The 24,189-nt window shown below is 43.4% G+C and carries 19 protein-coding genes; all 19 read left to right on the top strand.

Features of this window, described 5'->3' with window-relative positions:
- The first annotated feature begins 214 nt into the window (after positions 1 to 214).
- Positions 215 to 958 carry a tyrosine-protein phosphatase gene (locus tag JTN23_RS24960; RefSeq protein ID WP_247237844.1) on the top strand — a complete coding sequence of 248 codons (744 nt, stop codon included), beginning with the start codon at positions 215 to 217 and terminating at the stop codon, positions 956 to 958.
- Positions 959 to 1,742: 784 nt separating this feature from the next.
- Entirely contained in the window at positions 1,743 to 2,564 is an 822-nt protein-coding gene (locus JTN23_RS24955; protein ID WP_247237843.1) for a polysaccharide biosynthesis/export family protein, read from the top strand.
- Between the two features lie 105 nt (positions 2,565 to 2,669).
- On the top strand, positions 2,670 to 5,039 hold the full coding sequence (locus JTN23_RS24950; protein ID WP_247237842.1) for a GumC family protein: 2,370 nt from the start codon (positions 2,670 to 2,672) through the stop codon (positions 5,037 to 5,039).
- Between the two features lie 221 nt (positions 5,040 to 5,260).
- The gene (locus tag JTN23_RS24945) at positions 5,261 to 6,265 is read left to right on the top strand and encodes a mannose-1-phosphate guanylyltransferase (protein ID WP_247237841.1); all 1,005 of its coding nucleotides are present in this window, start codon (positions 5,261 to 5,263) and stop codon (positions 6,263 to 6,265) included.
- 109 nt (positions 6,266 to 6,374) lie between these two features.
- On the top strand, positions 6,375 to 7,316 hold the full coding sequence (gene fcl, locus JTN23_RS24940; RefSeq protein ID WP_247237840.1) for a GDP-L-fucose synthase: 942 nt from the start codon (positions 6,375 to 6,377) through the stop codon (positions 7,314 to 7,316).
- 144 nt (positions 7,317 to 7,460) lie between these two features.
- Entirely contained in the window at positions 7,461 to 8,630 is a 1,170-nt protein-coding gene (gene gmd / locus JTN23_RS24935; protein WP_247237839.1) for a GDP-mannose 4,6-dehydratase, read from the top strand.
- A gap of 116 nt (positions 8,631 to 8,746) precedes the next feature.
- A complete protein-coding gene (locus tag JTN23_RS24930) occupies positions 8,747 to 10,318 on the top strand; it encodes an MATE family efflux transporter (protein ID WP_247237838.1) in 1,572 nt (523 codons plus the stop codon).
- Between the two features lie 90 nt (positions 10,319 to 10,408).
- Entirely contained in the window at positions 10,409 to 11,599 is a 1,191-nt protein-coding gene (locus JTN23_RS24925) for a glycosyltransferase family 4 protein (RefSeq protein ID WP_247237837.1), read from the top strand.
- A 65-nt stretch (positions 11,600 to 11,664) separates the two neighbouring features.
- Positions 11,665 to 12,777 carry a glycosyltransferase gene (locus JTN23_RS24920; protein ID WP_247237836.1) on the top strand — a complete coding sequence of 371 codons (1,113 nt, stop codon included), beginning with the start codon at positions 11,665 to 11,667 and terminating at the stop codon, positions 12,775 to 12,777.
- Positions 12,778 to 12,883: 106 nt separating this feature from the next.
- Entirely contained in the window at positions 12,884 to 14,101 is a 1,218-nt protein-coding gene (locus JTN23_RS24915; protein WP_247237835.1) for a hypothetical protein, read from the top strand.
- A 7-nt stretch (positions 14,102 to 14,108) separates the two neighbouring features.
- Positions 14,109 to 14,996 (top strand): glycosyltransferase family 2 protein, encoded by an 888-nt coding sequence (locus tag JTN23_RS24910; protein ID WP_262918670.1) that lies wholly within the window; start codon positions 14,109 to 14,111, stop codon positions 14,994 to 14,996.
- Positions 14,993 to 16,045: a hypothetical protein gene (locus JTN23_RS24905; protein WP_247237833.1), complete on the top strand. Its 1,053-nt coding sequence runs from the start codon at positions 14,993 to 14,995 to the stop codon at positions 16,043 to 16,045. Before JTN23_RS24910 ends, JTN23_RS24905 begins: the two co-directional genes overlap by 4 nt.
- A 1-nt stretch (position 16,046) precedes the next feature.
- Positions 16,047 to 16,934 (top strand): hypothetical protein, encoded by an 888-nt coding sequence (locus JTN23_RS24900; RefSeq protein ID WP_247237832.1) that lies wholly within the window; start codon positions 16,047 to 16,049, stop codon positions 16,932 to 16,934.
- A 24-nt stretch (positions 16,935 to 16,958) separates the two neighbouring features.
- On the top strand, positions 16,959 to 18,128 hold the full coding sequence (locus JTN23_RS24895; protein WP_247237831.1) for a glycosyltransferase family 4 protein: 1,170 nt from the start codon (positions 16,959 to 16,961) through the stop codon (positions 18,126 to 18,128).
- Positions 18,109 to 18,870, top strand: coding sequence for a WecB/TagA/CpsF family glycosyltransferase (locus JTN23_RS24890; RefSeq protein ID WP_247237830.1), 762 nt, complete (start codon positions 18,109 to 18,111; stop codon positions 18,868 to 18,870). The genes JTN23_RS24895 and JTN23_RS24890 overlap by 20 nt, the downstream gene beginning before the upstream one ends.
- A 446-nt stretch (positions 18,871 to 19,316) precedes the next feature.
- The gene (locus JTN23_RS24885) at positions 19,317 to 20,684 is read left to right on the top strand and encodes a sugar transferase (RefSeq protein ID WP_247237829.1); all 1,368 of its coding nucleotides are present in this window, start codon (positions 19,317 to 19,319) and stop codon (positions 20,682 to 20,684) included.
- 383 nt (positions 20,685 to 21,067) lie between these two features.
- Positions 21,068 to 22,072, top strand: a complete 1,005-nt coding sequence (locus JTN23_RS24880; protein ID WP_247237828.1) for a hypothetical protein — start codon at positions 21,068 to 21,070, stop codon at positions 22,070 to 22,072.
- Positions 22,073 to 22,193: 121 nt separating this feature from the next.
- Positions 22,194 to 23,039, top strand: a complete 846-nt coding sequence (locus JTN23_RS24875; RefSeq protein ID WP_247237827.1) for a YjbH domain-containing protein — start codon at positions 22,194 to 22,196, stop codon at positions 23,037 to 23,039.
- Entirely contained in the window at positions 23,036 to 24,175 is a 1,140-nt protein-coding gene (locus JTN23_RS24870; protein WP_247237826.1) for a YjbH domain-containing protein, read from the top strand. Before JTN23_RS24875 ends, JTN23_RS24870 begins: the two co-directional genes overlap by 4 nt.
- The last annotated feature ends 14 nt before the right edge of the window (positions 24,176 to 24,189 follow it).

The raw sequence follows: 24,189 nt of genomic DNA, 5'->3' as shown, positions 1-24,189 counted from the left end.
TTCTTATCTAAACCCGTGGCTGAACGCCACTGACGGTCTGTCTTTAAATCCGTAGTTGATAGCTTCATTTGGCAAATTTAACCCGCTGCAACAACTCTAATATAACCTATGATTACTGCTCATTGGTCACTGGTAACTGGACACTGGACACTGATAATTGCTCACTGATTTTCATTAGCTTTGCAGCCTGAACCGTATCCCTCCTAAGATCTTTATGTTTAGCTGGTTGTTTGAGAAGAAGAAAAAGAGCCTGGACCTGTCACGCATCCATACCGACATTCACTCCCACCTGATTCCCGGTATTGACGATGGCGTACAGACCCTGGAGGAATCCGTGGCCATGATCCGCCGCCTGCAGGAGTACGGCTACCAGCGCGTCTTCACGACTCCCCACGTCATCTGGGACTGCTACAAAAATACCCCCGACACCATTCTGGGTGGCCTTGCCGAGGTACAGGCCGCCTGTAAGGAAGCCGGCCTGACCGTAGAGGTGGGCGCCGCCGCCGAGTACTTCATTGACGAGCATTTTATTGAGATGCTGGAAGGCAAGCAGCCCCTGCTGACCCTGCCCGGCAACCGGCTGCTCGTGGAGCTCCCCTACTCCTCCCCCCTCATGAATGTCTCCGAGACCCTGTTCTCCATCATCCAGAACGGCTACCGGCCCGTCCTGGCGCATCCCGAGCGATACACCTACTTCTACTCCGATCCCAACATCTACCGCAAGCTCAGCCAGCAGGGCTGTGAGCTGCAGGTCAACCTGTTGTCCCTGACGAGCCACTACGGCGACGGCATCCAGCGCATGGCCGAGTGGCTGCTGCGGGAGGGCCTGATCTCGTACCTGGGTACCGACGCGCACAAGATCCAGCACCTGGACCTGGCCCGCCGGCTCTTCGATTCATCCTGGCTGGAAAACTACCCCTTTAAGAATGACCAGTTGACAATGTCCAGTGTTCAGTGACCAGTGACCAATTATGCTATGAGTGAATGAGCGGCCGCCGGAGGAGCGCCTCCCGCTGCGGTGATTGAGTGGCGGCCGCCAGTGTCCAGTGACCGTCAATGATCAATTATTGAGGATTGAATTGTGAAGTTGGCTTCTTTTGAAATGCTTATTATAAAAAAAACGTCTCAGTCTGGGCAGAGCAGCCGCCGCGCGGGAGGTGTGAAGGGTACAAATGCTGTAGTACTGAACAGAGCCTTACCTACCTACTCACTCATCAGTAGATGGGCAGCTTTCATACAGAGTAGAGTTGATGAGTGAATGATAACTCTACCGCAAGACCTCCGCGAAACTCAGTGCTTTACCTCCCGACCACTCTGTGGTGAATCTATTCTTCCTCCATTCATAATTCACAACCCATTTAGTCGCCACAGGCCACTGGTTACTGATCATTGGTCAATGGTCACTGGTCATTGCAAGATGGCCACTATCCTTTTGCACTTTTTAAAGAATCTTCACTATTACAAAACCGTTCGTGAAGTGGTTTGTCCAACTATGGGCCGGTTTCCATAACTTGCAAAGATGTAATATAATACAACCCTAACCACCTGCCCGGCCTGGTTACCTAGCCTGGAAAAAATTTTCATCTTTTTGTCGAAAAATATTTCAGTTCATAAAAAATGGCAAGGTTGTTGTGATCGACCAATCATCCCGCTAGCACCAGGTACCTTTCCGGGAAAGTACCTGGCAGGGTTAGAACCAGTTACCGAATACCTAAGTATACTATTTCACGTAAACCACCCTCATGAAATTGAAGTACCATTCTCTTGCCCGTCTGGCTGTGTACGCCATAGTGGCCCTCACGCTGGGGCTGGGCGGCCTTAGCTCGTGTGTATCTCCCAAGACCGTCGTCTACTTTCAGGGAGAGGAACTGCGCTACACCTCCGACAGCATCACCCAGAACTACGTACCCACTATCCAACCCAACGACCTGCTCTCCATCTATGTCGGTAGCCTTAGTGCCGAGTCCAACGAGCTCTTCAACATGCCCAACCAGTTCACCGTCGCCAACATGAACTATGCCACCACCGGTGGAGGAGCCCGCTCCCAAACCATTGGCTATCTGGTGGATCATGAAGGAAATGTGGAGATGCCCCTGGTGGGTAAGATCAACCTGCTGGGACTGCCCGCCTGGGCAGCATCTGACACCGTTCGCAAGCGCCTGATGGCCTACCTGCGTGAGCCCACTGTCAGCATCCGCACGCTCAACTTCAAGGTATCCGTCATGGGGGAGGTCAACCGTCCGGCCGTCTACGTGATACCCGACGAGAAGATCACCCTGCCCGAAGTGCTGAGCCTGGCCGGTGACATGACCATCTACGGCAAGCGCGACAATGTGCTCATCATCCGCGAGGAAGACGGCAAGCGCGAGTACGCCCGGGTGGACTTTACCAGCCGCGATATTTTCCGTTCGCCCTACTACTACTTGCACAAGAACGACGTGATCTACGTGGAGCCGGTCAATGCCCGTCTAACCTCCACCGACCGCACCATGCAGGTACTGCCTCTGGTACTTAGTACCATCACCACTGTCACCGTGCTCATTTTCAACTTCGTACGACTGTAAGCCCATCCGGGCATGGGGCTGCGGCCCCGGCCCTTGCCATGACCGTTTGATAAATAGTTGTATTTTTCCAATAAGCCAAAACCTCCCGAGGCTACCTTTGTTACCATGACTGACCGTACACACGTGGCCGTACCTGTTGAGTACGCCGACACCGAAGAGCAGGAGTTTAACCTGCAGGAGTATCTGCGCCGTTACCTGCGCTACTGGTACCTGTTCCCCCTTTTCGTGGGCCTTACGCTCACCGCCGCCTTCTTCTACCTGCAGATCGCGCAGCCGGTCTACCAGGCGACTGCTACCCTCCTTATCAAGGATGAAAAGAAGGGTGTGGGCGGCTCTCCCTCCGATATGCTCCAGGAGCTGAGCCAGTTCAGCGGCAACAAACTGGTCGAAAACGAGATGGAGATCCTGCAGTCCTACACCCTCATGAGCCAGGTGGTGGACGAGCTGGGCCTGCAGATAGGCTACCAGACCCGTGACGGCCTCGGTACCCGCGACCTCTACAAGCAGAGCCCCGTCCTTATCGAACCCAAGGTACTTACCGAATTCGCCTACCAGGAACCCCTGATCATCCACCTGGAGGAGGGCAACCAATTCCGCCTCAACGGCGAGAGCGAGCTGCGCACCTTTGGCCGGACCTTCCGCAACGACTGGGGCGAGTTTAAGGTAGTCCGGGGGGCGACAGGTTCTGATATTTCAGAAGTAAAGGTCGTGTTTCAGGATCCCATCCGCCTGACCGAAAGTATCCTAGGGCGCCTTGCCATTGCCCAGCCTAACGTCAAGAGTACCGTACTGAGCCTGACCTACGACGATGTATCCATACAGCGCAGCAAGGACGTACTCAACAAGTTGCTGGACGTCTACATCCAGTCGTCGCTCAACGACAAGAACCGCGAAGCCTCCAACACCCTCAAGTTCATCGAAGACCGCCTCGGCCTCATCACCGGAGAGCTGGGTGACGTGGAGCGTGACGTGGAGAGCTACAAGCGTGAGCAGGGCCTCACTGACATCAGCGCCGAGTCGCAGCTGTTCCTGGAAAACATCAAGGAAAACGACACCAAGCTCAACGAGGTCAACGTCCAGCTCCGCATCCTCGAGAGCATCGAAAGCTACATCCAGAGCGATAACGACGCCGTGGCTCCCGCTACCTACATGATCAACGATCCCGTACTGGTGTCGCTGCTGACCCGCTTCAACGAGCTGGCCATCCAGCGCGAGCGCTACGCCCGCACCACCGCGGCGGGTAACCCCCTGCTCGAAACCGTCAATACCCAGCTGGCTAATACCCGCCAGGCCATCCGAGAGAACGTGCAGAACCTCAAGCGCGGCCTCGACCTGAGCCGCCAGAATCTGGAGTCGGTTAACCACCGCTTCTCGGCTGGGCTACGCTCTATTCCGCAGAAGGAGCGCGAATACGTAGGCATCAAGCGCCAGCAGACCATCAAGGAGGGCCTATACCTGTACCTTCTGCAGAAGCGGGAGGAAACCGCCCTGGCCTACGCCTCTACCGTCACCGACAGCCGCCTGGTGGATGCGCCCAAGGCATCCTTCCATCCCATCAAGCCCAAGAGGTCCATCATCTGGCTGGGCGCCTTTGGTGCGGGTGTAGCCATCCCGCTGCTGCTGATCAACCTGCTGTTCATGCTCAACAACACCATCCAGACCCGCGACGACATTGAGCAGATCGGCCGCGTGTCCATCCTGGGCGAAGTAGGTCTGCTCAAAAAAGAGTCTAACCCCGAGTCAATTATTAAGATGACTTCCCGCTCGGCGGTGGCCGAGCAGTTCCGGGCCCTGCGTACCAACTTGCAGTACCTGGGCGACGGCAGCTGCCGTACGATCATGCTCACCTCCTCCATCGGGGGCGAGGGCAAAAGCTTTGTGAGCATCAACCTGGCCGCCAGCCTGGCCTACGCCGATAAGCGCGTGATCCTGCTGGGTATGGACCTGCGCAAGCCCAGCCTGCAGGAGCGCCTGCAGGTACCCAATGACCGGGGCGTCACCAACTACCTCATCGGGCAGAGCCGCCTCACCGACGTGATCCAGCCCACGGGTGTCCACCCTCGCTTTGATGTGATTACCAGCGGCCCTATTCCACCCAACCCCTCGGAGTTGCTGAGCAACGGCCGCCTGCCCCAGCTCCTGGCCGAGCTGCGCGAGCAGTACGACTACATCCTCATTGACTGCCCGCCCTTCGGCCTGGTGACCGACGCGGCCCTGATCGCGGAGCATACCGAAGCGACCCTCTACCTAGTGCGCTTCAACTATACCCTGCGCGACCACCTGCGCCACATAGGTGAGCTGAGCCGCACCAAGCGCTTCAACAACCTGAGCGTCATTTTCAACGGCGTCAACTACGGCGCGGGCTACGGCTACGGCTACGGCTACGGCGGCTACGGCTACGGCTACTACGACGGCGAAGAGAGCAAGATGAGGGGCTGGCAACATCGCCTCAAGCGCATGGTCGGTCAGAGCTAATCGTACTGCTCTGTAACCTATATACGACTTCCTATCTGACTGCTTAACAATTAGTTAACAGTTAGATAGGAAGATACAAAGAGAGGTTTTGAACTATCGTGGAACTTACTAAACAGCCTTGTTCCTCCTCCGGCTTTAGTACTATTGAGTATGCGAAGTAGATGAATGGGTTCAATCCTACCTGTAGCTAACATAACGTACCTCCTATACACTCTATCTGTATGTCAAAAGTTTACCACGTCATCCTCTCTGGAGGAGTGGGCAGCCGTTTGTGGCCCGTTTCCCGCAAGTCCCAGCCCAAGCAGTACATTCCCCTCTTCGGGCAGAAGTCGCTGTTCCAGCTTACCGCCGAGCGTAATATCGCACTGGCTGACCGTATTGTAGTTGTAGAGAACAAGGACAACTACCTGCTCTCGCAGGGAGACCTGACCCGGGCGGGCATAACGGACTATACAGAGATCATTGAAGCCGCTCCCCGCAACACCGCCGCCGCCATCGCGTTCAGCGCCTTTGCCGCGCAGCCGGAGGATATCCTACTGGTAACCCCATCGGACCATATCATTACCGGAGCCGAGGCCTATGCACAGGCGGTTACCGAAGCCATAGAACTGGCACGTATAGGCCATATAGTCACCTTTGGTATCCTCCCTACCAAGCCCGAAACCGGCTACGGCTATATTGAGTACCAGGGACAGGAAGTTCTTTCCTTCCGGGAAAAACCCGACGCCCGCACCGCCCAGTCATTCCTCGACAGCGGCAGCTTTCTCTGGAACAGCGGGATGTTCTGCTTCCGGGCTGAGACTTTCCTGGATGAGCTGCGGAAATACGAACCTGCTATCTACGAAGCCTCCCTCCGCACCTGGCATGCCCGCACCAATACATTTCTGCCGGAGCGGGAGACCGGAGAGATTCCTTCCCTCAGCGTCGACTACGCCGTGATGGAACGTTCCGACCGGATCAAGGTCGTAGAAGCTCGCTTTGGCTGGTCCGACCTGGGTTCCTTTGAATCCATCTGGGAGTACCTGCACGAGCAGGGCGAGCAGCAGCATTTTATTCAGAACAACCTGGTACTGGGATGCAGCAAACACGTCGAATTCCTGGGCGTAGACGGCCTTGTCCTCGTAGAAACACCAGACGCCATCCTGGTGCTCGATAAGAACAATTCCCAAGACGTCAAAAAGATCTACGAACGCCTCGAAAAAGAACAACCCGAACTAGTCAACTAATATACCCTTATGATCAGGGCGAAATCTAAGATTAAGCACTGGACATTGGTCATTAATAATTAAAAGATTGGTCACTGGTAATTGGCGGAACGCCGCCCGGTCATTAATAATGGAAAAGAATAGCAAAATATACGTTGCAGGCCACCGCGGTATGGTAGGCTCTGCCTTGGTAAGGGCCCTAGAGAAGCGGGGCTTCACCAACCTCATTACCCGTACCTCCTCCGAACTGGACCTCCGCGACCAGCAGGCGGTGGAGGGGTTTTTCGCGGAGGAGCAACCGGACTACGTGTTTTTGGCGGCCGCCAAGGTAGGCGGTATCCTGGCCAACAACACCTACCGGGCTGAGTTCCTCTACGACAACCTCATGATGGAGGCCAACGTCATCCACCAATCGTATGTCCACGGCGTGAAGAAGCTCCTGTTCCTGGGCTCCTCCTGCATATACCCCAAGCTGGCTCCCCAGCCCCTGCGGGAAGACACCTTGCTTACGGGTCTGCTCGAACCGACCAACGAGCCCTACGCCATTGCCAAGATCGCGGGCATCAAGCTCTGCGAAGCCTACCGCGATCAGTACGGTTGCAATTTCATCAGTGTGATGCCCACCAACCTCTACGGTTACGGTGACAACTATGACCTTCAGGGGTCGCATGTCCTGCCCGCCCTCATCCGCAAGTTTCACGAGGCCAAGGTAGAGGGAAAGCCCCATGTGGAAGTATGGGGCACCGGCAGCCCCAAGCGCGAGTTCTTATTTGCCGACGACCTGGCCGACGCCTGCCTCTTCCTGATGGAGCATTACGACGAGCGGGAGCTGGTCAACATCGGCAGCGGCATAGACCTCAGCATTCGGGAGCTGGTTTCAGTAGTAGCCACTTGTATTGGCTACGAAGGCGAGGTCAAGTGGAACACCGACAAACCCGACGGCACGCCCCGCAAGCTTATGGACGTATCAAAGTTGCATGGGTTGGGCTGGAGACATACTATCGAACTACCAGAAGGAATCCAACTGGCCTACCAGGACTTCCTCGAGCACTACGAGCAGTACGCTCTTTAGGCAATTAGCTGGTAGGTGTTAGGCATTAGCTAAAAGAAACGCATAAAATATGAATGTCAGGCTGAGCGGAGCGGCGGCCGTAGCCGTCGAAGCCCAAACTAAAACAAAGAATTAAAAATTTAGAACATACCATAACATAATACCATGAATAATCTCTCTTCTATTCCCACCAATAACAAAGTAGCCCTGATCACGGGTGTGACTGGCCAGGACGGAGCCTATCTGAGCGAGTTGCTACTCAGCAAAGGTTATACTGTTCACGGCATCAAGCGCCGTAGCTCCCTATTTAACACCGACCGCATTGACCACCTCTACCAGGACCCGCACGTGGAGGATCCGCGCTTTATCCTGCACTACGGTGACCTGACTGATTCAATGAACCTTACCCGCATTATCCAGGAGGTACAGCCTGACGAGATCTACAACCTGGCTGCAATGAGCCACGTGAAGGTGAGCTTTGACGAACCTGAATATACCGCCAATGCCGACGGCATCGGCACCTTACGTATCCTTGAAGCAGTACGTCTATTAGGGCTTACAAAGAAGACCCGCATCTACCAGGCATCAACTTCGGAGCTCTACGGACTAGTACAGGCCGTACCCCAGTCGGAGACTACGCCCTTCTACCCCCGCTCGCCCTATGCCGTAGCCAAAATGTATGCATACTGGATTACGGTCAACTACCGCGAAGCCTACGACATGTACGCCTGCAACGGCATTCTGTTTAACCATGAGTCTCCACTGCGAGGTGAGACTTTTGTAACGCGCAAGATAACACGCGCTGCGGCTAAGATTGTGCTGGGTTTACAGGAATGCCTTTACATGGGAAATATAGACGCCCAGCGGGATTGGGGACATGCCAAAGACTACGTAGAAGCTATGTACCTGATCCTGCAGCAGGAGAGGCCGGAAGATTTTGTTATTGCGACTGGTGTGACAACCCAGGTACGTGAGTTCATCCGCCAAACATTCGCCTTCCTGGGAGTGAAGGTAGAGTTTACGGGAGAGGCTGAAAAAGAAGTAGGTTCCATAGTAGCCATAGATAACTACCGGCTGGAAGAGCTTGGTATCAACTACAGAGAACATTTAGTCACAGGCACTGTGATACTACGCATCGATCAGCGCTACTACCGCCCCACAGAAGTAGAGCTGCTGATTGGTAACCCAGAGAAGGCACAAACGAAGCTGAATTGGAAACCTAAGCATACACTGGAGATGCTAATAGAAGATATGGCTCTAACGGATTTAAAATTATTTCAAAGAGATAAATTATTGTTAAATGAAGGATTCGAAATACTAAATTATTTTGAGTAGGAAATAATATAACATAAGTTGTTAAGTTATGACGCTGTGAATAATTAAATTAACATATGATTAACTTAACAACTTTTGATTATAATACATTGAATAAAGATACAATCTAGTATTAAATGCAAGCAGCTAAAAAAGTCATTTATAATACAGGAATTCTGTATATGAGAATGGGAATAACAATGTTTATCTCTTTATACTCAACAAAATTAATCCTTAATGCATTAGGTATAGTTGACTTTGGCATATATAATATAGTTGGTGGAATAATTTCGTTGCTATTATTTTTAAATAATGCAATGAGCACTGCAACTCAAAGATATTTATCACATTCAGAAGGAGAGGGCAATAAAGATAAAACAAAAAATATATTTAATGTGAGTATAGTTCTTCATATAGTGGTTGCACTAATGGTTGTACTACTAATGGAAGTTATAGGATACATCATATTTAATGATATATTAAATATACCAGGGGAAAGAAAAGAAGCAGCAATCCTTATATATCATTTTATGGTAGCAACAACTTTCTTTACTATTATTTCTGTTCCATATGATGCAGTTATTAATGCTCATGAAAACATGAAGTTGTTTGCACTATTAGGAGTATTAGAAGCCATATTGAAACTTTTGATAGCCATATATATAACATCAATAAATTCAGACAAATTAGTTATGTATGGATTATTAATGGCAGTAACATCAATACTTCTTTTAATAATACGCAGAATATATTGTATTAGAACATATGAAGAATGTAAAATAGATTTGAAAGAATATTTTGACAATAAAATATTCAAAGAGATGTTAAAGTTCGCTATGTGGTCTTTCTTAGGAGCATCAAGCAGTATGCTAGCATTATATGGCCAAGGAATGATACTAAATATATTTTTTGGAACAGTAGTAAACGCAGCACAGGGAGTATCTAATCAAATAAGTGGACAATTAAGTGCAGTATCAAGTACATTGTTGAAAGCTTTAAATCCACTTATAGTGAAAAGCGAGGGTGCGGGCAATCGTTTATTAATGATAAAGGCATCAATAACTGGTACAAAATTATCGTTTATACTTCTGTTAATATTCTATGTACCGATATTCATTGAAATGGAATATATTTTTAATCTATGGTTAGATATAGTACCTGAGTATACAATAATATTTTGCAGACTACTTTTGATTAGAAATTTGATAGAACAGCTGTTTGCTACTTTACCTTCACTTATATCAGCAGTTGGAAATATTCATAGGTATCAAATGATGACATCAGTTTTATACCTTATACCTCTACCAATATCATACTTAGCATTCAAAATAGGTTTCCAGCCATATATAATGTACATCATATTTATAATATATTCGATGTTTGCAGCCATGACAAATCTTTATTATGCTAAATTGTTCTGTGGCTTGAAAATAAATACTTTTAATAAAGAAGTAGTTTATAGATGCAATTTATTAATGTTACTAAGTTCAATTTTACCACTATATATAAATAAAACGTTAGAGCCGGGTTTCATAAGAATAACAATAGTAATCGTCACATCTCTATCATGTATTTCTATTATAGGATGGAAAATATGTTTATCAGATCTTGAAAAATCCAAGGCCAAAGAATTAATAAATGATATAAGTAACAAATTATATAATATAATATTTAATTTTAAAGTTGCCGTTAATAATCACAATAAATGAATAATAAATACAAATTTTAATATGGCAATAAGTTAATTCAATGAGATTTAAACAACTGAGTATAATAAAAGCTGTATAAATTAGAAAAAAATGAAAAATATACATATCGGGATAACTGGCCCAATTTATACTCCATCATTGAAAGCAGTCATAAAAAATTATAATGATAATTGGCCAAAAGGGTTAGGAGGTGTGCCAGTTAACCAATTGATAGAATCGCTGGTGATTAAAGGATATAGAGTTTCCGTATTTTCAAATTCACCAGATGTAGATGAAGGCAAAGAATTTGTACATCATCAAGACAACTTATCAATATATATAGGCCCTTCAAGAAGCAGAGTCAAATACCAGGTTTTAGATTTTTATAAAATAGAAAGAAATTATATAACAGAATCTTTAAAGAGAGCAAAGCCAGATATTATACATGCACATTGGCAGTATCAATGGGCTTGGGCGGCACTTGATTCAGGAATACCTACATTGATAACATGTCATGATTCACCACTACATGTACTTAAATCAAATCCAGACACTTTTAGACTTTTTAGATTCTTAATTGCCTTGATAGTACTAAAAAAAGCAAAATATTTAACGACCGTTTCACCATATTGTGCTGAAGGCATTAAATTATTAACGAATAAGCATATATCTATAATACCTAACTACGAATCAAATTTCGTGTATTCTTTATATGCTACGAGATCTATAAGTTCAGATAGGAATATAAGGATAGCAATGATCAATAATGGATTTACTAAACGAAAGAATGTTGAAGTTGGAATCCAAGCATTTGAAATCTTTTTGAATAAATACCCAAACTCTCAATTGCATTTATTTGGCATTGACCATGGAATAAATGAAAAGGCATATCATTGGTGTAAAGCAAAAAACATTGACACATGCAATATACACTTCCATGGTAACCTAGAATTTGATTCCCTAATGAAAACATTATCAACTATGCATGTTCTTCTACATACATCAACAGAAGAATCTTTTGGAATGGTTATAGTTGAAGCTATGGCTATGGGTATACCTGTTGTGGCTGGTAAAGAATCAGGAGGTCCAGCCTGGATTCTTAATAATGGGGGTGGTATATTAACAGATATAAATAATAAGACAAAAGTGTATCAGTCTCTTATTGAAATTGTTCAAAAAGACACATATATATTGAATTCAAAATCTGCTAGAAAATCAGCATTAGAAAGGTACTGCGAAGATAAAGTAGTTAATATGTATATTACTGAGTACGAAACGCTACTAAAATTCATGTATAATTAAGTACTGTTTGATTTAAATAAATATTTCAAAACATTATACTTATTCTAAAATAACTTTATTTAAACATGAAAGTACTGCATATATTCAATGAGATAAATTATTCTGGCGCAGAAGTAATGTACAAGAATGCAGCTAATAAATTTAAAAGTCTAGGCGTAGAGATGATAGCAATTAGTACAGGCTTGACAAAAGGGAACTATTCACCTCATCTTGAAGAAGTAAAGATAAAGACTTATCATATGCCAATAAACTTTCCAGCGCTATCATGGGACTGGCTGAAGTATTATTACGTTTTTTATAAATTTATAAAACGTGAAGATATAAGCGTAATACATATTCACAGGAATAATCTTTATTTTATTGCCTTTATAGCAAAAATGGCAAAAATAAAATGCGTAAAAACCCAACATAGCATATTCAAAAACCGATGGTTCTCGCTACCAATTGCAATACTAAAAAGATATATATTAAGAAAATATTTGAATGTAACTTTTCACACAATAGGCAAAAGCGTTCAAGAGAATGAATTGGAATATTATAAAAATCCAAATGTAAGAATTAATAACTGGTTTGATGGGGAAAGGTTTTTTCCTGCTATAGATAAAGAAGAACGCTTATTAGCTCGCCAACAACTAAACCTGCCAAAAGATAAGTATCTTATACTGTCAACTGGCAATTGTAGCGATATTAAGAATCATTATGATATAATAAAAGCAGTAGCTAAAATAAAGGATAATATTGACTTTTTATATTTACACATTGGACATGGGCATACTATAAATTCAGAAAAAGATTTAGCAGAAAAATTGGGTATAGTTGATAAAATAAAATTCTTAGGAAGTTGTAATAATGTACGTCAATTTTTAATAGCTTCTGATGTTTTTGTTATGACTTCAAAATTAGAGGGTTTAGGAAATGCAGCATTAGAAGCTCAAGCTTGTTCTGTACCAGTGATTCTATATGATGTACCAGGCTTAAGGGACATAGTAATAAATAATATAACAGGAATTTTAATACCACCAAATCCTAATGATTTAGCATCTGCACTTAATCATCTCAAAAATAGTCGAGAGCTTTCAGATCTGATCACATATAACGCTTTAATGTATGTTAACCAAGAACATTCATTAAAGGAGAACGTTTCAAAGGTACATATGCTTTATAAAAACATTATATAAATTATTAGCTACAATGCTTTTATATAAAACTTTTCGAAAAAAAACATTAACTATTAGCATTATATTGATTACGTACACATCTGTATCATATTATCTTGCTGTGAGGTTGAATTTACCTTTAAATAACACTATTTTAATATGGCTATCAAATTTTTTTGTTTTATTTAGTTTATATATACATAAAAATCATAATTATAACAAAGACAATTACAAATCTTTTAGCTTGCTTAATTGGTACATACTTTGGAATATTTTAAATATTATAAGAGGTTTATTTATAGCTGAATCATATTGGGACTGGAAAGGCTTGATAACAAATTCTACTGCATTACTCTTACCGATATCTGCTTTCGTATTTACGAATAAACATACTACTCAATATTTATTATCCTCATATATCAAATATATTTTACCATCATTTTTATTGATATCTTTTTTTATTGATAAAGATGCATACGGATTTTATTTAGCCCCATTAAGCCTAATGATATTGTTCTTTCCAACTTTTACAAAAAAGTGGAAGATCGTAATCATAATAATATTAATTATTGTTTTAACAGCTAACTTAGGCGCTCGTAGTAATATTATAAAATTTGGCGTACCAGCTATCTTAGTTCTAACATATTATTTGAAACACTTTATAAACAAAAGAATCATTTGGTTTACAGCAAAACTTTTCTTAGTACTTCCATTTATTTTATTTACACTAGGAGTCAATGGTGTATTTAATATCTTTAAAATAGAAGAATATGTTAAGGTTGATATTAAAGAAATCAAATTTGAAGAAAATGGTGTTTCTAAAATAGAGAACTTAAAAGCAGACACAAGAACTTTTCTTTATAAAGAAGTTCTTGTAACTGCATCAAAATATAATACTTGGCTTATCGGCAGAAGTCCTGCTAGAGGAAATGATACAGAAGCATTTGCTGAAATAGCACAAATCACAGGAAAAAAAGAACGCTTAGCTAATGAAGTTGCTATTTTAAATATTTTTACATGGACTGGTATCATAGGTGTTATCCTTTATTTATTTGTATTTTATCATGCATCCTTTTTAGCAGTTAACTTTTCTAACAATTATTATTCAAAATTATTAGGCTTGTTTATTTCATTTCGTTGGACATATGCATGGGTTGAAGATATTAATAATTTTTCCCTATCATATATGATGTTATGGTGTATCATAGGATTAGGTTATTCTAAATCTTTTAGAAGTATGACTGACAAAGAAGTAAAATTTTGGGTACGTAGTATATTTCAAGGTAATCAGACTAATAAAGTAAATAAGACATCCAAAACTGCATATTCTTTTAACCTTCAATAAATTTTAGATGATATATGCTATTATACCAGTTTTGAACCGCTGGAATTATACTTATAAATGTATAAAAAGTCTTTCAGATCAAACTCCTACTTCTAATCCTTTAAAAATAGTAGTAATTGATCATGGTTCTAGTGATGGAACAAAAGAAAATATCAAAAAGTATTTTCCTAATGTAACTATTTTAGAGGGTTCTTTAGATATGTGGTGGGCAGGCGCTACGAATTTAGGAATTAAATATATTATGAACATCAGTAATGATATTCATAATGATTTGATTTTAACAATCAATAATGATGTTACTGTCGATAACAACTTCGTCTTAAATATTTTTAATGACTTTAAAGAAAATTCACCTTGCCTGATAGGATCTACAACAGTTGATTTCTTTAATAAAGATAAGCTAATTTATTGTGGCAGTAAATGGAATAGATATACAGCTAAATTCACATCAATAGCCAAAACAAAATATAGTAACTCTTATAAGTCTTTAGAAGCACATAATATTTCTAGAGTTATCGAGTCAGATATGTTACCTGGGAGAGGTGTATTGATCCCTCTTAAACTGTTTTATGAAATAGGCTTATACGATGACAATTATTTTCCACACTATGCGGCAGATGATGATTTTTCCATCAGAGCTAAGAATCGCAATTACAAATTATTTGTTTCTTCGAAAGCAGTAGTATATGAATTATCACAAGTAAACACGCAAATTCATAAACTTGGAAGTTTTTTATCCATTATTGAATGTTTTTCATCTTTAAAATCTCCATTAAATTTAAAAGTACGTTTAAGATGGGCACTAAAGCATTCGCCAATTGGCATTATTTACTTCATATTTGATATTTTACGGTTATTTTTTTCAAAAATTAAATTATTGTTTATATATCGATGAAAAGATATGTTTCTACGTGGCTTTGTGTGGATCCTACAGGAGAAGAAAGCCAATACTCACAAATGAAGCTTAAAGGATCCTCCTCTTCTAAAAGTTTTTTAGAAATTTATTGGAAGAATATCACCGTTTTCTTCATTACCTGCAAAAAGTTTAATGATAATGTTGAATTTAGATTATATACAAACGCAGTAGTACCTAAATATATTGGTAATTTTAACTTTGATTTATTTCTTAATGACTTTAATGTAGAAGTTATACATGTAGAATTTTCTTATAGAACACCATCAGGCTACTACTCAGGTTGGAGAAATCAATTTTTTGAATTTTCTATATTCGAGAATATTGTTAGTAATTCATTTGATGATAACGATCTCCATCTTTTACTTGATTCAGACTGCATCTTCACTGGTTCATTGGCCCCACTATGGAATAAGGCAAAATTAAATGGGTATTTGACTTATAAAATACCATATAATGATGATAAATACATAAATGGCCTCAATAGAATACAATTAAAAAAGGTATTTGAGGAGCTTTTAAATACTAACATTCCTGAATTACCTGAATACTTTGGAGGCGAATTCTATCTTACTTCCATTTTACATATGCGAACTATTGTTCATGAGTTTAAGCAACTTTGGCCAATACTTCTTGATAGGCACGCCAATAACAAAGCAAAATTTAACGAAGAGGCACAAACACTTAGCTATATTTACTTCAAACATAATTTTATATTTTCTGAAGCCAATGATTTTATAAAACGTTTATGGACACAACCTTTTATTCATAGAAACGTTGAGCCAGTAGACAAAGAAAAGCTTATTTGGCATCTACCTCACGAAAAAAAATACGGCATAATTTCTATATTTAACAAATTAACTAAAAACCCTAAATACAGTCTTGATCTTACAAATGAACGTTTCATTAACGTATTATCATACTATTCAACAGTTCCTAATATACCATTTTGGATATACATAAGTAGGATTATACCAATTCAATTAGTCAGAGTATCATATTATTTTCTAAAAAAAGCCACTATTATATAAGATGGAACTGGCACCAATTTTATTATTTACATATAAAAGACTAGATACATTATTATTAACTGTAAACGCGCTTAAAAATAATGATTACGCAAGTGCAAGTACTTTATATATATTCTCTGATGGCGCTAAATCTGAAAAAGATATAAATGAGGTAATCAAAGTTAGAAAGTACTTAAAATCTATAAGCGGTTTCAATAAGATTTTAATATATGAATCTAACACAAATCAAGGTCTCGCTAATTCTATAATAGCAGGAGTTTCTGAAGTCATCAAAGTCCATAAAAAAGTTATTGTTGTCGAAGATGACTTAATTACTAGCACCAACTTTCTATCATTCATGAATAATGCTTTAAATTTTTATATAAAAAAGACCAATGTTTTTTCTATATCTGGGTATTCGCCTCCTATTTTAAATCCAAACAATGATATATATTTTACTAAAAGAGCTTCATCATGGGGGTGGGCTACTTGGAATGATAGATGGTCTCAGATCGATTGGGATGTAACTTCATATTGTAGTTTCAAGAATAATATATTTCAAAGAAGAAAATTTAATACAATGGGTTCTGATCTCTCACGTATGCTAGACAAGCAAATAAAAGGCAAAATTAACTCTTGGGCTATACGTTGGGTATATCATCAATTTATCAATAATTTATATACTGTTTATCCTACCACATCTAAAATTATAAATATAGGTACTGGCTTAGATGCAACACATACTAAGGATTCCTTCAACAGATTCTATACTCGTTTAGACAACTCTAACAAAATTTATTTTGATTTCGAACACGATGTTAAAATAAATAAGATTTACTTAAAGCAATTTTTAAAGCAATTCAGTATTTATACACGTATAAAGTATAAATTATTGAATTTATTTAATTGACTACTGTACTTATATTAATAAGTTATGAAAGTTTTACTAATACATACATTCTACCAAAAAAGTGGTGGCGAGGATACTGTTTTCTATAACGAATATAATTTATTAAAAGAACAAGTTGATATCAGGGTTCTTATATTTAAAAATAAGAATGGGATCTTAGGAGCTTTACAATTTATTTTATATATATTTAATATTTTTGCTGGAATAAAAATTCTAAAAGAAATTAAAAGATACAATCCTGATCTTATACATATTCATAATATTCATTTTGCACTCGGACCTATTGTATTCGTTATTGCAAAATTTTTCAACAAACCTACTTTATTGACTTTACATAATTATCGCCTAATATGTCCTTCTGGTACTTTATTTTATAATAACACTATACATACCGAAAGCATAAATCAGTCATTTCCGTGGACTGCTATACTAAATAAGGCATACCGTAACTCTTTTATTCTTACTTTTTGGCTTGCTACAGTTATATGGATACACAAAATTTTTGGTACATGGAAAACTATAAGTAAATACATCGCACTAACAGATTCTTATAAAGAAGTCATACTTAAATCTAAGTTTGGTTTAGCTTGCGAACAAGTTGTAGTCAAACCCAATTTTACAATACAAACTTCAACTGAAATAAATTTAGATCGTGAAGATCATTTCTTATATATTGGTAGACTTTCTAACGAAAAGGGAGTTTTAACATTGATAGAAGCTTTTAGTAAATCTAAATTCAAATTAAAGATTGCTGGCAGTGGGCCTTTGGAAGAAAAAGTTGTCTCATTAATACAAGATTTTGACAAAATTATTTTTTTAGGTAACTTATCAAATGAAGATGTTAACAAAGAATTAAAGACATGTTCAGCTTTGATATTTCCTTCAATATGGTACGAGGGCATGCCAATGACTATACTTGAAGCATTTTCTAATGGCACTCCTGTAATTGCAAGTAATATAGGTGCTATGGCATCAATGGTTGAACACAAATTTAATGGCCTTCATTTCGAGGCAGGTAATTATATAAGCTTACTTGAAAAAATCAATATTTGGCATAAACTTCAATACAATGATAAATTAGAATATTATTATAATGCATTCACTTCATATAATCGAAAATATTCTCCTGAATTAAATAGACAGTTTCTTATATCCATATATAAAAGTGTTATTAATGAGAAAGCCTCTTCTTGAAACTTACATAACCACTGGTAGTTACGATACATTTGTTGAAAAATTAACTAATATAGCAAAAAGTAAAATATCCTCTTATGTATGTGTAGCAAATGTTCATATGATAGTCGAGGCATATAAAAGTTCTACTTTTGCTAAAATTGTTAATGATGCAGATATAGTTGCTCCAGATGGTGTTCCTCTATCCATTGGTTTAAAATGGCTTTATGGTACTCATCAGGATCGAGTGGCAGGCATGGATCTTTTACCTTCTCTTCTTTTACAAGCAGAAAAACAAGAACTTAATGTTTTCTTTTTTGGATCTACTCCTGAAGTCTTGGATGCAATGCGTAAACGCTGTATGAGCATATATCCTAATTTAAAAATTGCTGGTGCCATTTCTCCGCCATTTCGACCTTTGAATAAAGAAGAGGATGAAGCTATAGCTCAAAGAATTAATCTATCTGGCGCCCATATAGTATTTGTAGCCCTTGGTTGCCCCAAACAAGAAAAGTGGATGGCAGAAATGAAAGGTAAGGTAAATGCATTGATGATTGGTTTAGGAGGAGCATTTCCCGTTTTTGCTGGATTACAAAGCCGTGCACCAATTTGGATGCAGCGGATGAGCCTTGAATGGTTATTTAGATTATATCAAGAGCCAGGTCGCTTATGGAAAAGATATTTAACAACTAATCCATTATTTATCTTGCTCTTCATTAAAGAATGGTATAAAGTAAGGCTTCTTAAAATATCCTCTAATTAATATTTATTTGTAGCAATATTTTTCTATGATTTAAAATCTATGGTTTTATTATCATTTATGATTGAAAATTTAACAATTTATAAATGAAGCCTATTTTCATACCGTTCGATAAATAGATGATCCTTGATAATAGTTATTTAATTATTTTTGTTCAAATTGCCGACATGGATCCCTGCTTCTTTGTTTAACCTTTGTTCAATGTCAACTGCATATTCTGTTTTGTTGTAAATGCAGCTCTTACAGTTGCATTCAACTCTAAATAATAAAAAATATGCATAAATAATTTAAGTATTTTAAAAATTGGCCAAGTTTTTGCTTACTTTTCATGTACAGAAAAAGAGCGATTTGGAAGGCATAAAAAATATTTAAAATGTTTCAGACTTTCAATTATTTATAATTTTTGGTCTGTAACCAACTAGTAAAATTGTACATCCTCAGTATCTGTTATGAAAAGTCGTTCAACCAGTCCGCTACCAAAAGCCCACCTGTGGACTGACATTTTGCTGCTAAATATGTCCTTCATAGCTGCTTATCTGCTACGATTTGAGGACGGACTGCTGGAGCGAAATGATCACTACCTCAACCTGTTGCTGGTGAGTAACCTGCTGTGGGTCTTTTGTATATACGGGTTACGGACCTACCAATTTACTCGCCTGTCGTATAACTTTAATGACCAGATTGGTGGGCTCCTGAAGGCCACCCTGCTCCATGCCTTTGGTACCATGGCCATCCTGTACCTGACCCACGTGGGAGAGGAGTACTCGCGGGTGCAACTGGGAATGACCTATGGGTTGTTTATCATATCAGCCACTGTGGTACGCATCGGCTTGCTGCTGTCGATGCAACTATACCGCCAGGCCGGCTACAACTACAGGCGCTACGCGGTGATCGGCCACGACGAGGTGACTGACTACATTAAGGGCTTCTACGAGCAGCGTCCCCAGCTGGGCTACCGCTACAGCGGCCTCTTTGAGTTCTGGGGCCAGAGCACCGACGAGGCCGCCCTGGAACAGTATCTGGAAGAAAATGAATTGGACTATATCTACTGCTGCCTTTCGCGGCTTAGCGACGAGCAGGTACGCAGCATTATCCGGGTGGCCGAGCGGCAGCGTACGCAGGTCCGGCTGGTGCCGGACTTTCGGGGCTTTGTTTCTAACCTGGCGACCATTGAGTACCACGATGTGTACCCGGTGATAGATGTATCAACCAAGCCCTTCTCGAGCGTGCAGGATCAGCGGGTGAAGCGGGCTTTTGACCTGGCCTTCTCCATCACCGTAATGCTGGCGGGGGCGCCCGTGTTCCTGCTGGTAATGCTCGCGGTAAAGCTGACGTCGAAGGGGCCGGTGTTCTTCCTGCAGGAGCGCTCGGGCCAGTGGGGGCAAATCTTCAAGATATACAAGTTCCGCAGCATGTACGTGGATGCCGACAAAACGGGCCTCAAACACTCGCAGGGGAGTCATGACCCACGCATCACGCCGATCGGGCGCTTCCTGCGCCGGAGCCGGCTGGATGAACTGCCGCAGTTCCTGAACGTGATCCGGGGCGAGATGTCGATCGTGGGCCCGCGACCCCTGTACAAGTACGACGTGGATATGCTGATGCAGGCGGCCCCGCACGAGTTCAAGAAAGTGCTGACGGTAAAGCCTGGAATTACCTCCATCGGGCAGATCAAGGTAGGCTACGCCACCAACGTGGCCGAGAATGTTAGCCGGCTGCGCTACGACCTGGAGTACCTGGGTAAGTACAGCCTCCGGCAGGACATCAGCCTGGTATGCCAAACCATACTGGTGATGATGCTTGGCAGAGGAAGGTAGGGTTCAATGACCAGTGACCAGTGACCAGTGTCCAGTGACCAATTAAGCAGTGACCGGACGGCGTTCCGCCAGTGATCAGTGTCCAGTGACCAGAGAATAGTATTCGGTGATAGTCGCTCATAAACCGTGCGACGGCCGTTTATAAATTCAAAAAAACCTTTGGCTGGCAAGAAAACCCTGCGTGAGGGTGCAATAAGCGAAGAAAACGCTCTATTATTGTGCGCTCATTGGTAAGAAGCAGGGTATTGATTGCTGATAAGGGGTTGGGAAAAGGGGAAAAGGCTGGCGGTTGATAGTTCAACCATATACCCGCTCCGCCACTCACGATGAAAGTTTAATTTTTTAAACCTTATACACAACAAAAAACGTATCTACCTTATCCAATGAAAAAACGCTATGCATCCCTATTGGCGTACGGCTTGTTCGCTACGCTTGCTCTTTACAACTGTAAGGACCACGATACTCCCCCTCCCACGCCTGATTTTGAGAAAGAAGTGGAAGGCATTGTCGTAGAGACCGTCACCCTAACGACTCCGCCCGCCGTTACTGCCCAGTCAGGTACCTTTTCGGCCCCGACCACTACCACAGTAAGCGGCTACACCGGTGGTGCCCCCACCCAGACCATGCAGAACACTGCCAGCCAGGTATCCTCAACCCTGAACAATGATCAGATAGCGGCTATCAACTCCGTGACACCTGCTCAACTCCAGGCTGTGGCAAACGGCGGAGCCCTGCCTGCGGAAGTAAGCAATGCCCTGAATGAGATCAAGAAAAATCCAGCGTTGGCTAGCTTCCTGCCAACCTTTGCCCTGCCTACCGTAAACGGAACTACCGTAAACGGACGTACCGGTCTGCCCGAGCTACTTGAGCCCGTAGAGGCGATCAAGGCGGACGATGCCTGTTTGAAGAAGGCTTCGGATGCCCTGGCTAAGGTGATTGAGAAGCTGAAGGCAGATGCCAAGACTGAGCAGGACAAAGTAGAGGCTGCCTACCAGAAGCAGGTAACAGACGCCACTGCGGCCGAAACAAGCTGCAAATCCGGTATTCCTGCTACATTTACAGGCTACCGCACCGCTGCCAAAACGCAGTTTGACGCCACTATTGCTACGCTGGATCAGAACCAGGCGGCACTGGGAAGCTTTTACGGAACGCTGAAAGCGCTGGTCGTTATATCCTATGCCTCGGCTCTGGATACGATCAACACGCTGGAAAAAGCGGAGACCGCCGCTTGTACTGCAAAGAAGAACGCCGCCATTGCCAACGCCGATGCCGCGAAGACCGAAAACATCAATAAGGTAACGGCTGCGCTGAACAAAGGCTTGACTACGGCTAATGCCAAGATCACAGAACTATCGGCTGCCTGCCACAACCAGGGAGGAGGAAGATAATTTGCAGTGACCAATTAAACAGTTATCAGTGACCAATGACTGGTCAGAGAAATATACTCTTATAAAACTAATAACAACTGGTTCGGAAATTGTGAGAATGAACATGATGCAAAATAGACTCATGGCAAAAAAGGGTAGTATTACACTACCCTTTTTTGTGTTATGGCTGATGGCCCTGCCGGGCTCTGCCCAGATGAACATCGCGGGCAAGCCGGGGCTGATCTACACGCCCACGGCGCGGGAAACAGCGGATGGTACCTTTACCGTCGGGGCCCACTACAACCCCTACCGCTATGGGTTCCGTTCCCAGTTATACAGTCAGCGGGGGCAGGGAAACTTTTCGGAGAGGATCCTGTACGCCAACCTGACGCTGTTGCCGCGCCTGGACGTAAACGTAACGCTGGTGCACCTGAACGGTAAAAGAGAAAATCTGCCGCGTGCCGAGCGGATGATCGGGGACCGGCAACTGGACCTGAAGTACCTGCTCCTAAAGGAGAAAAAGGGACAGCCTTCGGTGGCGGTGATCATGTCGGCACCTTTTTCAGTGCAAGCTTCGTTGATTACTTACGCAGTGGTAGCTACTAAGAATTTGGATATAACCGACGAGATAAAGACAGAGCTATCAGTTGGGATGGGAAGCCCCTATTTTATCTTTCGTGATTTAGATACCAATGAACAGAACTTCAATATCTTCTCAAGATTCGTACTGAAAAAAAAGAGTGAAAACCTATTTGGGAAGGACTACCTGGTGGGCCCTTTTGGGGGAGTGAGCCTAAACTACCGGAAGCAGGCGGGCCTGATGGCGGAGTGGGATTCAAAGCGGCTCAATGTAGGTGGCTACGCTACCCTGTGGAAGCGCTGGACCCTACAGGCGGGCCTGCTCAACTTCGACCAGGTAACCTTTGGTACGTCGTATACCGTACCCCTCAACGCCCTTCCCCAGTCTTTACGGAAAAAAGAGTCATGAATAGATTAACCTGTATCCTGCTGCTGCTGAGTACTGGCTGGGCCGTGGCTCAGCCTCAACAAAGTCATTTGCTGCAGAACTTTGAGAATGTAACGTACGACACTACAACCCAGGGAGGCCGCACCATCTACTACGAACAGCGCCTGTACCGCAACCCCTTCATCGGTCTTGCCCAAATGCAGCGGGCCACCGTGGCAGGCGGCAAACCTGAAGTAGAAGAATTTGTACCCCTGATTCAGGGCGTACCGGTGGGGGCTTACCGGCTGGCGGGCGAGAGCCTGGGCTACCGGGCCCTGAGTGGGGAAGAACGGCGGGCGTATGCCTTCCGCAACCCGTACCGGCCGTGGCGGCAGTACAAGTGGGACTTCTGGCTGCAGCCGCAGTTTGCGGCTTACTTCGGCAACCACAACCAGCCCATCGAGAGCAATACCTACCTCCTGCTGCAGAGCCAGCTGTACCTGACCCGCGGCCTGGCGCTGAACTGGGGCGTGCTCTTCCCGATCACCAATGATCTGGATAACCGGCCCAACATCGTGCGCCCGGCGCCTGTATTCCTGAACCAGTTTATGGCGCTGGAAGGGGATCACTACCTCAGTGCCTCGGCGGGCTTCTTCCACGACGATCAGTACGGCCTTAACGTGCAGTACCGCCACATGCCGCTGAGCGGGGCGTGGTCGTTCGGGCTGGAAACGGGCCTGACGGGCGAGTACTACTTTACGCGGCGGGGGGCCATCTACGGCCACCTGGACAACCTGCTGCTACTGGCGGACGTGGCCTACCGCCTCCCCCGCCCCGACCTGACGCTGAAGCTGTCGGGCGGCCAGTACCTGGGCAACGACGTGGGCGCGCGGGTGGACCTGATCCGGCAATTTACGAACGTGGAGGTGGGGCTGTACACCACCAAGAGCCGCAACGGCGCTACGCTGGGCTTTAACCTGGCTGTCCCCATCCCACCCGGCAAGCTGTGGCAGGGCAACCGGGCCCGCCTGCGTACGGGTGAGGAGTTCCGGTGGGAGTACACCTACACGCGGGGCTACAACATCGGCGAGCGCTACCGCACGGGCTACCAGCTGGACCAGCGCCTGCGCCAGTACCACCGCAACTACCTGAACCGCCAGTACCAGATGCTAAAATAAAAGGGGACCCGCCG

It is taken from the genome of Telluribacter roseus, from assembly GCF_017355915.2.
Taxonomy (GTDB): Bacteria; Bacteroidota; Bacteroidia; order Cytophagales; family Spirosomataceae; genus Telluribacter.
This window is presented reverse-complemented; position numbering and strand designations above follow the sequence as displayed.

Excerpts from the sequence above, each read along its gene's own strand:
- JTN23_RS24960 (WP_247237844.1), top strand. The coding sequence starts at position 215 with ATGTTTAGCTGGTTGTTTGAGAAGAAGAAAAAGAGCCTGGACCTGTCA.
- JTN23_RS24955 (WP_247237843.1), top strand. The coding sequence starts at position 1,743 with ATGAAATTGAAGTACCATTCTCTTGCCCGTCTGGCTGTGTACGCCATA.
- JTN23_RS24950 (WP_247237842.1), top strand. The coding sequence starts at position 2,670 with ATGACTGACCGTACACACGTGGCCGTACCTGTTGAGTACGCCGACACC.
- JTN23_RS24945 (WP_247237841.1), top strand. The coding sequence starts at position 5,261 with ATGTCAAAAGTTTACCACGTCATCCTCTCTGGAGGAGTGGGCAGCCGT.
- fcl (WP_247237840.1), top strand. The coding sequence starts at position 6,375 with ATGGAAAAGAATAGCAAAATATACGTTGCAGGCCACCGCGGTATGGTA.
- gmd (WP_247237839.1), top strand. The coding sequence starts at position 7,461 with ATGAATAATCTCTCTTCTATTCCCACCAATAACAAAGTAGCCCTGATC.
- JTN23_RS24930 (WP_247237838.1), top strand. The coding sequence starts at position 8,747 with ATGCAAGCAGCTAAAAAAGTCATTTATAATACAGGAATTCTGTATATG.
- JTN23_RS24925 (WP_247237837.1), top strand. The coding sequence starts at position 10,409 with ATGAAAAATATACATATCGGGATAACTGGCCCAATTTATACTCCATCA.
- JTN23_RS24920 (WP_247237836.1), top strand. The coding sequence starts at position 11,665 with ATGAAAGTACTGCATATATTCAATGAGATAAATTATTCTGGCGCAGAA.
- JTN23_RS24910 (WP_262918670.1), top strand. The coding sequence starts at position 14,109 with ATGATATATGCTATTATACCAGTTTTGAACCGCTGGAATTATACTTAT.
- JTN23_RS24905 (WP_247237833.1), top strand. The coding sequence starts at position 14,993 with ATGAAAAGATATGTTTCTACGTGGCTTTGTGTGGATCCTACAGGAGAA.
- JTN23_RS24900 (WP_247237832.1), top strand. The coding sequence starts at position 16,047 with ATGGAACTGGCACCAATTTTATTATTTACATATAAAAGACTAGATACA.
- JTN23_RS24895 (WP_247237831.1), top strand. The coding sequence starts at position 16,959 with ATGAAAGTTTTACTAATACATACATTCTACCAAAAAAGTGGTGGCGAG.
- JTN23_RS24890 (WP_247237830.1), top strand. The coding sequence starts at position 18,109 with ATGAGAAAGCCTCTTCTTGAAACTTACATAACCACTGGTAGTTACGAT.
- JTN23_RS24885 (WP_247237829.1), top strand. The coding sequence starts at position 19,317 with ATGAAAAGTCGTTCAACCAGTCCGCTACCAAAAGCCCACCTGTGGACT.
- JTN23_RS24880 (WP_247237828.1), top strand. The coding sequence starts at position 21,068 with ATGAAAAAACGCTATGCATCCCTATTGGCGTACGGCTTGTTCGCTACG.
- JTN23_RS24875 (WP_247237827.1), top strand. The coding sequence starts at position 22,194 with ATGGCAAAAAAGGGTAGTATTACACTACCCTTTTTTGTGTTATGGCTG.
- JTN23_RS24870 (WP_247237826.1), top strand. The coding sequence starts at position 23,036 with ATGAATAGATTAACCTGTATCCTGCTGCTGCTGAGTACTGGCTGGGCC.